This window comes from Bacillus sp. ISL-18 (assembly GCF_018613415.1).
Classification (GTDB): domain Bacteria; phylum Bacillota; class Bacilli; order Bacillales; family Cytobacillaceae; genus Neobacillus.
This window is the reverse complement of record NZ_JAGGQG010000002.1, coordinates 680,193-691,746: the sequence shown is the minus strand read 5'-3', so window position 1 is coordinate 691,746 and position 11,554 is coordinate 680,193. Positions and strand designations below refer to the sequence as shown.

At 41.9% G+C, this 11,554-nt stretch carries 9 protein-coding genes; 1 reads left to right on the top strand and 8 read right to left on the bottom strand.

Translation table 11 applies throughout. The features are described from left to right. Positions 1-128 precede the first annotated feature (128 nt). Positions 129-1,841 carry an Rqc2 family fibronectin-binding protein gene (locus J7E81_RS03475; protein WP_215040735.1) on the top strand — a complete coding sequence of 571 codons (1,713 nt, stop codon included), beginning with the start codon at positions 129-131 and terminating at the stop codon, positions 1,839-1,841. Between the two features lie 139 nt (positions 1,842-1,980). On the opposite strand, the gene pyrE is transcribed toward J7E81_RS03475, so the two are convergent. Genes pyrE through J7E81_RS03435 form a run of 8 tightly spaced genes read right to left on the bottom strand, consistent with a single transcriptional unit; the run spans position 1,981 to position 11,504 of the window. After that, on the bottom strand, positions 1,981-2,634 hold the full coding sequence (gene pyrE, locus J7E81_RS03470; RefSeq protein WP_215040734.1) for an orotate phosphoribosyltransferase: 654 nt from the start codon (positions 2,632-2,634) through the stop codon (positions 1,981-1,983). Continuing rightward, a complete protein-coding gene (gene pyrF, locus J7E81_RS03465; protein ID WP_215040733.1) occupies positions 2,631-3,347 on the bottom strand; it encodes an orotidine-5'-phosphate decarboxylase in 717 nt (238 codons plus the stop codon). The genes pyrE and pyrF overlap by 4 nt, the downstream gene beginning before the upstream one ends. Further along, positions 3,319-4,260, bottom strand: a complete 942-nt coding sequence (locus tag J7E81_RS03460; RefSeq protein ID WP_215040732.1) for a dihydroorotate dehydrogenase — start codon at positions 4,258-4,260, stop codon at positions 3,319-3,321. Before J7E81_RS03460 ends, pyrF begins: the two co-directional genes overlap by 29 nt. Beyond that, positions 4,257-5,030, bottom strand: coding sequence for a dihydroorotate dehydrogenase electron transfer subunit (locus J7E81_RS03455; RefSeq protein ID WP_215040731.1), 774 nt, complete (start codon positions 5,028-5,030; stop codon positions 4,257-4,259). Before J7E81_RS03455 ends, J7E81_RS03460 begins: the two co-directional genes overlap by 4 nt. Then, entirely contained in the window at positions 5,027-8,233 is a 3,207-nt protein-coding gene (carB, locus tag J7E81_RS03450; RefSeq protein WP_215040730.1) for a carbamoyl-phosphate synthase large subunit, read from the bottom strand. Before carB ends, J7E81_RS03455 begins: the two co-directional genes overlap by 4 nt. Next, on the bottom strand, positions 8,226-9,317 hold the full coding sequence (locus J7E81_RS03445; protein WP_215040729.1) for a carbamoyl phosphate synthase small subunit: 1,092 nt from the start codon (positions 9,315-9,317) through the stop codon (positions 8,226-8,228). Before J7E81_RS03445 ends, carB begins: the two co-directional genes overlap by 8 nt. Then, positions 9,314-10,600 carry a dihydroorotase gene (locus tag J7E81_RS03440; RefSeq protein ID WP_215040728.1) on the bottom strand — a complete coding sequence of 429 codons (1,287 nt, stop codon included), beginning with the start codon at positions 10,598-10,600 and terminating at the stop codon, positions 9,314-9,316. The genes J7E81_RS03445 and J7E81_RS03440 overlap by 4 nt, the downstream gene beginning before the upstream one ends. After that, a complete protein-coding gene (locus J7E81_RS03435) occupies positions 10,560-11,504 on the bottom strand; it encodes an aspartate carbamoyltransferase catalytic subunit (RefSeq protein ID WP_215040727.1) in 945 nt (314 codons plus the stop codon). The genes J7E81_RS03440 and J7E81_RS03435 overlap by 41 nt, the downstream gene beginning before the upstream one ends. Positions 11,505-11,554 lie beyond the last annotated feature (50 nt).

The following is an 11,554-nucleotide window of genomic DNA, read 5'->3' as shown; positions in this document are numbered from 1 at the left end:
CTAAGAAAAGCTTATTCAGGGTCGTCCAAAAAAATGCTAGATGAAAATGTGATTGATGGGTAAATTAAGACAGATTTTAGCCAGATAGGATATAATTGAAACATAGCTTCTAGAAAAGGATGTTTTCCATGTCATTTGATGGTTTATTTACAAAAGCAATGGTGGATGAATTAGTTCGTTCCCTTAAGGGCGGACGGATTAACAAAGTCCATCAGCCTTATAAAAATGAGGTCATTCTCACGGTCCGTGCAAACGGAGTTAATCAAAAACTATTATTATCGGCTCACCCAAGCTACGCTAGAGTCCAATTCACCAATGAAGCCTACGATAACCCTAGTGAACCGCCGATGTTCTGTATGCTGCTTAGAAAACATATTGAAGGACATATATTAGAGGATTTGTATCAGGTTAACAATGACAGGATCATTGTGTTTGAAATAAAAGGAAGAAATGAAATTGGTGATATCAGCTATAAACAACTTATTGTCGAAATTATGGGGCGGCATAGCAATATCGTTTTAGTAGATAAGACACGCAATATCATTCTTGACAGTATTAAACACGTTTCTTTTGCGGTAAACAGCCATAGAGCAATTCTTCCTGGGCAGCCTTATATTAACCCGCCCGAACAACATAAACTCAATCCGTTTACTGCGGTTGAAGAGGATGTATTAAAGAAGATTGATTTTATGGGCGGTAAACTGGACCGCCAGATCGTTGAACATTTCGGAGGTATTTCACCCCTTTTGGCAAAGGAAGTTATATTTGAGAGCGGATTAGCTAATCGTTCAACAGTGCCAGCAACATTTGTAAGACTAATGAAAAAAATAAGCTCTGGGGATATTGCTCCCTCTATCATGACTTCTAATGGAAAAGAGTTATTTTATTTATTCCCGCTTGACCATATAAAAGGAGAGGTAAAAACTTTTTCAACCCTTAGTGAAATGCTCGACCGTTTTTATTTCGGCAAGGCAGAACGCGACCGGGTGAAGCAGCAGGGACATGATATTGAGAGATTTATCATCAATGAAAAAGAAAAGAACGAAAAGAAAATTGACAAACTCCAACGTACATTGGAAGAAGCAGAGAAAGCAGAAGAGTTTCAACTATACGGGGAGTTGTTAACTGCCAATCTATATGCGGCCAAAAAAGGGATAAAAGAAATCGAGGTTCTTAATTATTATGATGAAAACGGCGGAATGCTTGTCATTCCACTCGACCCTAGAAAGACACCATCTGAAAATGCTCAAAAGTATTTTTCCAAATATCAAAAAGCTAAAAATTCGATCTCGATTGTGATTGAACAAATTGACAAGGCACGTGAGGAAGCAGCATATTTTGATAATTTACTTCAGCAGGTGCAAGCAGCATCGCCTAAGGATCTTCAGGAAATCCGCGAAGAGCTAGTTGAGGGCGGATATATTCGTGAACGCCAAAAAAGGAATGGGAAAAAACTTCAGAATAGCAAGCCGGTACTGGATCATTTTGTTGCTTCCGATGGAACAGAAATTATTGTTGGAAAAAATAATAAACAAAATGATTATTTAACTAATAAACTGGCAGCGCGGGATGAAATTTGGCTTCATACAAAGGATATTCCCGGGTCACATGTAGTAATTCGAAGCAAGGAGCCTTCTGATCAAACGATTCTCGAAGCTGCAAATTTATCAGCCTATTATAGCAAGGCACGTAATTCCGGTTCGGTGCCAGTTGACTATACAAAAGTCCGCCATGTAAAAAAACCGAATGGGGCAAAGCCGGGATTTGTTATTTATGATAATCAACAAACGGTTTATGTGACTCCGGATGAGGAAATGGTTTTAAAATTGAAGAAATCATAACTAAAAGCGGGGAGCCATCATATTGATTTGGCTCCCCGTTTTGGTTTATCGGCGGTTTTTTGCTACTTATCGGCGATTTCTCAGCACTTATCGGCAGTTTTCTGTCATTTATCGGCGGTTTCTTAACTCAGCGAAAAATTTATTTTATAACCGATTCTTCCTCTTCGAACTTTTTACTCCATGCAGCAGGATCTTTACTCCATAAAAGCAGGCTTTCCTGATTTTCCGAACTAACATAGCCCTTTGAAATGGCTACTTCAATTAAGGTTGTAAAATCGGTTAAAGAAAAACTCTTAATATTTTCTTCCTCAAATAATTGTTTCCCTTTTTCAAGGCCATATGTAAAGATCGATACGACCCCTAGCACGTCACAGCCAGCCTCTTTTAAGGCATTAACCGCTGTGATTACACTGCCGCCGGTAGAGATTAGGTCTTCCACTACGACTACTTTTTGGCCTGCTTCGGCTTTCCCTTCAATTTGGTTCCCTTTACCATGTCCCTTTGCTTTTGATCGTACGTAGCACATCGGGAGGTCCATAAGACCGCTGACCCATGCAGCATGAGGAATCCCAGCGGTTGCGGTTCCAGCAATTACTTCAGTTCCTGGAAAATGTTCCTGAATCAGCTGCTGCAGTCCTGCTGCAACTGCGTTCCTCACCTCAGGGTAGGAAAGAGTTAGCCGATTATCACAATAGATTGGCGAACGAAGTCCTGACGCCCATGTAAACGGTGCCTCGGGCTTCAAGGCAACCGCATTAATTTCTAGTAATTTTTCAGCAATTATTTTTTTCATTGTTGTACTCCCTTCCATGCTTCCATCCATTGTTGATAACTTGTTAGCGGGTCTTGTGAACGGGTAATCGACCGGCCTACAACAATCGAACTTACCCCCATTGTCCGTGCTGCTTCAGGGGTTGTGACACGTTTTTGATCTCCAACCTGGTCTGACGCCATTCGAATCCCCGGACATACCGTCAGAAACGATTGTCCAGCCTTTTCCTTTATCAATGCTGCTTCCCATGCAGAGCACACAACTCCATCCAGACCAGCTTGTTTCGTAATCGAGGCATAATGAAGCACCGATTCCTTTAAGGAAACCGGAATAAGCTGTTCTTTATGCATTTGTTCCTCAGACGTACTTGTTAATTGTGTTACTGCGATACAGGAAGGTCGTTTCCGTCCTGCCGGAGTACCTGCTTCAAGACCTTCCAAGGCCGCCTGCATCATATCTATGCCACCGGCTGCATGAACATTAACCAAATCACATTCTAGACGGGCAAGACCCTTCATCGCACTTTTAACTGTATTCGGAATATCATGAAGTTTTAAATCTAGAAAAATACGGTGGCCTTGCTCTTTAAGCTGATGAATGATTGAGGGACCTTCTTGGTAAAACAACTCCATCCCAACTTTTACAAATAGCTCTCTACCCGTGAACGGCTTCAGAAATTGATTAACTTCGTTCATGCCGGGAAAATCAAGCGCGATGATAAGCGAGTTGTCCATGTTGCTTCCAGCTCCTTCCTGTACATTCACTGATGTGTTCAAACCCTAATTCTTCAAGTAATCCTGGTAATTCTTCTATGATTGTTGGGCAAACAAACGGATCTACAAAGTTTGCTGTACCCACTGCGACTGCACTAGCCCCCGCATAAAAATATTCAACGACATCTTGAGCCGTCTCCACGCCGCCCATACCGATAATGGGAATTCCGACCGCCTGGCTGACTTCGTGAATCATCCGAATCGCTACTGGCTTAATTGCTGGGCCGGACAATCCACCAGTTCGATTGGCAAGAATCGGTTTGCCTGTTTTTAAATCAAGCCTCATTCCAATAAGGGTATTAATCATCGTCAACCCATCCGCACCGCCTGCTTCAACGGCCTTTGCCATTTCTACAATGTTGGTTACATTGGGCGACAGTTTCACATATACGGGTACCTCTGATATCTCTTTAACCTTACGGGTTAATTGTTTTGCTGTTTCCGGAATGGTTCCAAACGCAATCCCGCCTGTTTTTACGTTCGGGCAGGAAATATTTAGTTCAAGCGCATGTACATTTGGTGCCTTAGAAATTCGACGGGCTACCTCCACGTAATCCTCTTCAAGCGATCCGGCCACATTTGCAATAATTGGTACATCATACTGAGATAAGAAAGGCAGCTCTTCGCCAAGAACTTTATCTAGTCCAGGATTTTGCAAGCCAATTGCATTTAACATGCCGGCAGAAGTTTCCGCGACACGTGGTGTTGCGTTTCCGAACCTTGGCTCTACAGTTGTAGCTTTTATCATAATAGCGCCGAGTACACTCAGATCATAAAACTGACTGTATTCTCTGCCGAACCCGAAGCAGCCGGATGCAGGCATGATTGGGTTTTTTAAGTGTAAGCCTGGTAATTCAATGTTTAATCGCCTCATATCAATACCTCCCCGGCTCGAAATACAGGACCATCACTGCAGACCTTCTTATAAGAAACTCCTGTTGGATCATCCTTCTTTTTACATACACAAGCAAAGCAGGCACCGATACCGCAGCCCATTCGCTCTTCAAGCGATAAGAATACTTTTTTATCTTGATAATTCTGTTCAATTGCTCGTAACATCGGAGTTGGACCGCAGGTATAAATACAATCAAACTGCAAATCTTTCATGATATCTGTGACAAAGCCTTTTCTTCCATAAGAACCATCAACAGTCGCTACGTACGTTTCGCCATTTTTTAAAAATTCCTCTTCGTAAAAAACGGCTGATACGGTCTGAAAGCCAAGCACATGGATGACTTTTACACCTTTTTCAACTAATTGATTTGATAATTCATATAGTGGCGGCACACCAATTCCACCACCGACAAGTAAGGCAGTATCTCCTTTGCTGACTTCTTCAACAGGAAAACCATTGCCCAGTGGGCCAAGGATGTCGACGTGCATCCCCGGCCGTAATTCTGACAGCATGGTGGTTCCTCTTCCCTCTTTACGGTAAATCATTGTCAACGTTTTTTGTTCTTGATTGAACGAAGAAATACTAATGGGCCGGCGTAGAAGCGGATCCAAGCCATTTGAAACTTTGATATGGACAAATTGGCCAGGAGAAGTTATTTGCGTTACCAATTCTCCTTGTATGGTCAGTTCATAGATATCTGAAGCAATTTCGTTTTGGCTTAGAATTTTGCATAACTCTTTTTGGATCATGCAAACACGGCCTCCTTTTTCATTGCTGTCATTGGTTCTGCTGAAAAATTCATTGATTCAATTACTTTTAAGATTGCATCAGCCGTGTCAAGTGAAGTTAAGCATGGAACTCCATTTTCAACCGCTTCCCGGCGGATTCTAAACCCGTCCCGTTCCGGCTGTTTCCCTTTTGTTAATGTATTGATAATGAACTGTGCCTCACCATGATGAATGACATCTAATAACGTTTTTCCTTCTGAACCAATTTTACCGACAACCTTCACTCTTAGGCCTGCTTCTTCTAAAATAGCCGCTGTACCGCCTGTTGCCATTAAGCGATAGCCATTTGCCGAGAATCGTTTTGCCAATTTTAAAGCTTCCTGTTTATCCTTATCGGCGACGGTAAACAATACAGTACCAAACTGTTGAATTTTCATGCCTGAAGCAACTAAGCCTTTGTAGAGGGCTTTTTCAAGGGTAATATCCTTGCCCATTACCTCACCAGTTGATTTCATTTCAGGTCCAAGCGTAATATCGACGCTCTTCAGCTTCGCGAAAGAGAAGACCGGAACTTTGACATATACCCCTTCTTTTTCGGTAACAAGACCTGGGATGTAGCCTTGGTCAAGAATTGATACCCCAAGAATCGCTTTAGTCGCAATTTTGGCCATTGGAACATTAGTAATTTTACTTAAGAAAGGAACTGTCCGGCTCGATCTTGGGTTTACCTCTAATACGTATACTTGATCTCCTGCGAGCACATATTGGATGTTTAAAAGTCCAATAATATTTAGCCCCTTCGCTAATTTCTCTGTGTACTCTACAAGTGTTTGTTTTACTTGTTCACTTAGCGTTTGCGGCGGATAAACGGCAATCGAGTCACCTGAGTGGACTCCAGCCCGTTCGATATGTTCCATGATTCCTGGGATTAAGACATTGGTGCCGTCACAGATAGCATCCACTTCAATTTCTTTTCCTGTTAAATATCGATCAATCAAGACCGGATGCTCTGGATTCACTTTTACAGCATTTTTCATATAGTAAAGAAGTTCTTCTTCACGATAAACAATTTCCATTGCTCTTCCACCAAGAACATAGGAAGGGCGGACTAGAACCGGATAACCGATATCCTCGGCAATCACTAGTGCCTGTTCTACTGACATGGCCGTTTTTCCTAGTGGCTGCGGGATGTTTAACTGCTCTAACGCCTGTTCAAATTTATCACGGTTTTCAGCCCGATCTAAATCTTCCAAGCTTGTACCGAGAATTTTTACGCCGTTTTCTTCAAGTTTAGCAGCCAAGTTGATTGCGGTTTGTCCGCCAAACTGGACGACCACCCCAATAGGTTTCTCTAAATCAATAATACTCATTACATCTTCGATAGTAAGTGGTTCGAAGTAGAGCTTGTCGGAAATACTGAAATCCGTAGATACCGTTTCCGGATTATTATTAATAATAATGGCTTCATAGCCTGCTTCTTTGATCGCTTTTACTGAATGTACAGTCGCATAATCAAACTCAATTCCCTGTCCGATACGGATGGGACCTGACCCTAGAACAATAACACTATTCTTCGCTGTTACAATCGACTCATTTTCATCTTCGTATGTGCCATAGTAGTATGGTGTAGCCGATTCAAATTCGGCAGCACAAGTATCAACCATTTTATAAACTGGGATGATCCCGAGATTTTTCCTGGTATTATTAATTTCTTTTTCCGGCACGTTCCAAATTTGAGCAATTTTTTGATCCGTAAAGCCTTTTTGTTTTGCTTCAATTAAAATTTCAGTATCAAAAGGATGGTCAGCCAGGGCTGCTTCGAGTTCAATGATCCCTTCCATCTTCTTTAAGAAAAACAAATCAATTTTACTCCACTCATGAATCGTTTCAATCGTTAATCCACGTTTTAGCCCTTCTGCAATGTAAAAGAGCCGTTCGTCTCCAGCTTTGCGAATCCTTTTCTCGAGTAATTCATCATCAATCCCCGCTGCGCCATTTAATTCGAAATGATAAACGCCTGCTTCAAGGGAACGAATGGCTTTTAATAAGGATTCTTCAAATGTACGGCCAATCGCCATAATCTCTCCCGTTGCTTTCATTTGTGTTCCAAGGGAACGGTTTCCCGATTCAAACTTGTCAAATGGCCATCTTGGGATTTTGGTTACGATATAATCTAGCGCCGGTTCAAAGCTTGCATACGTTTTTCCTGTAACCGGATTTAACATTTCATCAAGTGTTAAACCGACTGCAATTTTAGCTGCAAGCTTCGCGATTGGATATCCAGTTGCTTTTGAAGCTAGTGCCGAAGAACGGCTAACACGTGGATTTACTTCAATAATATAGTAATGGAAGCTATCTGGATCTAGAGCAAGCTGAACGTTACAGCCCCCTTCAATTCCTAAAGCACGAATGATTTTTAACGAAACATTTCGAAGCAGCTGGTATTCACGATCACTTAATGTTTGGCTTGGTGCAACTACAATGGAATCTCCAGTGTGGACGCCGACCGGATCAATGTTTTCCATATTACACACAACAATCGCATTGTCATTTTTATCCCGCATTACTTCGTATTCAATTTCCTTGAAGCCAGCGATACTTTTTTCTAGCAAACATTGATTTACAGGGCTGTGCTTTAGTCCGCTGGTGATAATTTCCTCGAGTTCCTCGTCGTTATGGCAGATACCGCCGCCAGTTCCTCCTAATGTAAACGCCGGACGAACAATCACTGGGAAACCAATTTTTTCAACGAATGCTTTCGCTTCAGCTAATTCATGGATAATTTCACTATCCGGTACCGGCTCGTTTAATTCATTCATCAGGCTGCGGAAAAGGTCGCGGTCCTCTGCTTGGTTAATCGCTGAAAGTTTCGTACCAAGAATTTCTACCTCGCATTCTGCCAAGACACCGGATTTAGTTAATTCAACAGCTAGGTTAAGGCCTGTTTGTCCACCGAGTGTTGCAAGCAGCGCATCTGGACGTTCTTTGCGAATAATTCTGCTGACAAACTCAACGGTTAGCGGCTCGATATAAACGGCATCTGCCATCTCTGTATCGGTCATAATGGTAGCCGGATTGGAGTTAACCAAGATAACACGATAACCTTCTTCTTTCAGAGCAATACATGCCTGGGCACCGGCATAATCAAATTCTGCTGCCTGACCAATAACAATTGGTCCTGAACCGATTACTAAAATGGATTGGATATCTGTACGTTTAGGCATTTGCTGTAACCTCCTGTTTGTTCTTCTCCATCAATGCAAAAAATTGGTTGAATAAGCCGTTTGCATCTTCAGGTCCCGGAGATGCTTCTGGATGGTATTGTACTGTAAAAGCTGGATAATCAAGATGTCTCAGCCCTTCGACTGTTCCGTCGTTTACTGCTATATGAGTAATTTCTAATCTAGTATTCTTAATCGACTCTTCTTCGACTGTATAACCGTGGTTCTGCGAGGTAATCGCTACTTTCCCTGTTGAAAGATCTTTGACTGGATGGTTCGAACCGCGGTGACCGAACTTCATTTTTTCAGTATTAGCTCCGCACGCTAATGCAAACAACTGATGTCCTAAGCAAATCCCAAACAATGGAACCCTGCCTAATACTCCCTTTAACATATCAATTGCTTCTGGAACATCCTTTGGATCCCCAGGTCCATTTGATAGCATGATTCCGTCTGGACGTAACTGCAGGATCTCATCTGCTGTTGTATGGTACGGGACAACGACAACATCACAATCCCGCTGGTTTAGTTCCCGTAAGATTCCGTGCTTCATTCCAAAATCAACAAGGACTACCCGTTTGCCGCGACCTGGACTTGGATAAGCATTTTTTGTAGACACTTGTTTTACCTGATTCGTTTGAAGCGGCGCTTTTTGCAGCTGCGCGATCACCTCGTTTGGATCTTTTTCAATGCTGCAGATTGCCCCTTTCAGTGTCCCGTATTGGCGGATGATCCGTGTTAATTTACGGGTATCAATCCCCGCAATTCCCGGGATCTTTTTCATGTCAAAATATTCATCTAAAGTGTACTCATTTCTCCAGTTGGATGGAAAATCCGCTGCTTCTTTTACAATTAAACCCTTTATTGCAGGATTGATTGATTCGAAATCGTCTCGGTTGATTCCGTAATTTCCGATCAATGGATAGGTTAAGGTTACAAGCTGCCCGCAATAGGAAGGATCGGAGATGATTTCTTGATAACCGGTCATTCCTGTATTAAAAACAACTTCACCAATTGTTTCCGTATCACTGCCAAACCCTTTTCCAATAAATATCGTTCCATCTTCTAAAATAAGCTGTTTTTTCATACCAACACACTTCCTTTTTCCCAAGCAATTTCTCCTCCAGCGATTGTGATTTCCGGCCATCCTTTACATTTCCAACCGCCAAATGGTGTATTTTTTCCTTTTGATAAGAATTCTTCTGGGTTTATTTCACATTCTTCTTCTAAGTCTAAGAGGACTAAATCTGCCGGTGCCCCCACTTCAATTTTTCCATAAGGCAGACCAAATGCCTCTGCTGGTTTGACTGTTAAGTAGTCTATCAACTGTTCAAGTGTCATGATGTTCTTCAATACTAAATGAGTATATAAAAGCGGGAACGCGGTCTCGAGCCCGACAATACCGAATGGTGCTAAAGTCATTCCCTCAAGCTTCTCTTCTGCTGTGTGTGGTGCATGATCGGTTGCAATAAAATCAATCGTACCGTCTAAAAGTCCTTCGATTAAAGCTGTGCGGTCTTCTGTATCACGAAGCGGCGGATTCATTTTGAAGTTTGCATCAAGGCCAGGAATGTCATCTTGGGATAACAATAGGTGATGCGGAGTTACTTCTGCCGTTACTTTAATTCCTGCTCGTTTCGCATCTCTAACCACTCGGACAGATTCCTTCGTGCTGATATGGCAGACATGATAATGGCAATCAGCTGCTTCTGCTAACAGAACATCTCTAGCAATTTGAACAGATTCACAGATAGATGGGATTCCATTCAATCCGTGTTTCTTCGCAAATGAACCATCATGGACAGAGCCTTTATTGATCAATGTGTTTTCTTCACAGTGAGCGACAATCGCCATATCAAGTGCTGCAGCTTTTCTCATCGCTTCAAGCATCATGCTTGCAGACTGAACTCCTACACCATCATCCGTGAAGGCAAACGCTCCGTTAGCTTTTAGACCTTCAAAATCTGTTAACTCCTGACCTAACTGGCGAATGGTGATAGACGCATATGGAAGCACCCTAACCTTTGCTGTCGCCTTAATTCGGTTTTGCAAGTCCTCCATATTGTTAATGGTGTCAGGCACCGGTCTTGTGTTTGGCATGTTGGCAATAGTTGTAAATCCGCCTCTTGCTGCTGCTGCTGTTCCGGTTGCAATGGTTTCTTTTTTCTCGCCGCCTGGCTCGCGGAGGTGGACATGTAAATCAATAAATCCTGGTGAAACTAATTTTCCTTGCGCCTTAATTGTGCGATCTGCAATCGCATCAATTTGAGTTTCAATCTTAGTAATAATGCCATCCTCTATTAATAAATCAGCTTGTTTCGTTTCTCCATTAGATGCTATGTAGCACGCGTTCTGAATAAGTAGTTTCATTTTGGTTTCCTCCTTCTAGACTTTCAATTGATCTCTTAATGGCTGCCATTCTGACATACACACCGTTTTCCATTTGTTTAAAAATCCTTGATCTCTTGCACTCTACAAGACTATCGGCAATTTCTACATTTCTATTAACTGGTGCAGGGTGCATAATTATGCTGCCCGGCTTCATCATCTTTTCTCTTTCAAGTGTGAGTCCATATTGTTTGTGATACTCATTCGCTGTGAAACTGCTTTTTTCTTGATGCCGTTCATGTTGAACTCTTAGCAGCATAACAACATCCACTTCTTGAATGGCTTGATCAATCGGTCTATATTTCGAAATATCTGCACTGCGGGAATCGAACCATTCTTCAGGGCCAGAAAAAATCACTTCTGCTCCAAGTCTTGTCAATACATCCGCATTAGAACGGGCAACTCGGCTATGACGAATATCTCCAATAATCGCAATTTTCAACCCGGCAAATTGGCCAAACTCCTCATGAATCGTCATTAAATCTAGAAGTGATTGTGTAGGATGATGGCCGACGCCATCACCACCATTGATGATTGGTATATTTACCTTCCCTACTAATTCATCAAAGTAACGGTCCTGATCATGTCGAATTACAACTGTTTTTACACCAATGGATTCTAATGTTTTCACTGTATCATAAAGTGTTTCACCTTTTTGAACACTAGATGTCAGTACTTCAAAGTGGATTGCATCAAGACCTAACCTTTTTTCAGCTACTTCAAAGCTGCTTTTTGTTCTTGTACTGGGTTCAAAAAATAAGTTGGCAGCGAAAATTTTTCCCTCTGGATGCCACTCCATTCCTTTTTTAAAGTTGTGAGCATCATTTAAGATTTGATAAATCTCTTCCACCTTTAATTCATTTGTGGTTAATAAATGTTGTAACATCCAATTTCCGCCTTTCAAAGATAATAAAAACACCCTGACCTTGTGATCAG

What these genes read in the sequence shown, in the direction of transcription:
- J7E81_RS03455 (WP_215040731.1), bottom strand. Translation starts at nt 5,030, where the DNA reads ATGATCCAAAAAGAGTTATGCAAAATTCTAAGCCAAAACGAAATTGCT.
- pyrE (WP_215040734.1), bottom strand. Translation starts at nt 2,634, where the DNA reads ATGAAAAAAATAATTGCTGAAAAATTACTAGAAATTAATGCGGTTGCC.
- J7E81_RS03435 (WP_215040727.1), bottom strand. Translation starts at nt 11,504, where the DNA reads ATGTTACAACATTTATTAACCACAAATGAATTAAAGGTGGAAGAGATT.
- J7E81_RS03475 (WP_215040735.1), top strand. Translation starts at nt 129, where the DNA reads ATGTCATTTGATGGTTTATTTACAAAAGCAATGGTGGATGAATTAGTT.
- J7E81_RS03460 (WP_215040732.1), bottom strand. Translation starts at nt 4,260, where the DNA reads ATGAGGCGATTAAACATTGAATTACCAGGCTTACACTTAAAAAACCCA.
- J7E81_RS03445 (WP_215040729.1), bottom strand. Translation starts at nt 9,317, where the DNA reads ATGAAAAAACAGCTTATTTTAGAAGATGGAACGATATTTATTGGAAAA.
- pyrF (WP_215040733.1), bottom strand. Translation starts at nt 3,347, where the DNA reads ATGGACAACTCGCTTATCATCGCGCTTGATTTTCCCGGCATGAACGAA.
- J7E81_RS03440 (WP_215040728.1), bottom strand. Translation starts at nt 10,600, where the DNA reads ATGAAACTACTTATTCAGAACGCGTGCTACATAGCATCTAATGGAGAA.
- carB (WP_215040730.1), bottom strand. Translation starts at nt 8,233, where the DNA reads ATGCCTAAACGTACAGATATCCAATCCATTTTAGTAATCGGTTCAGGA.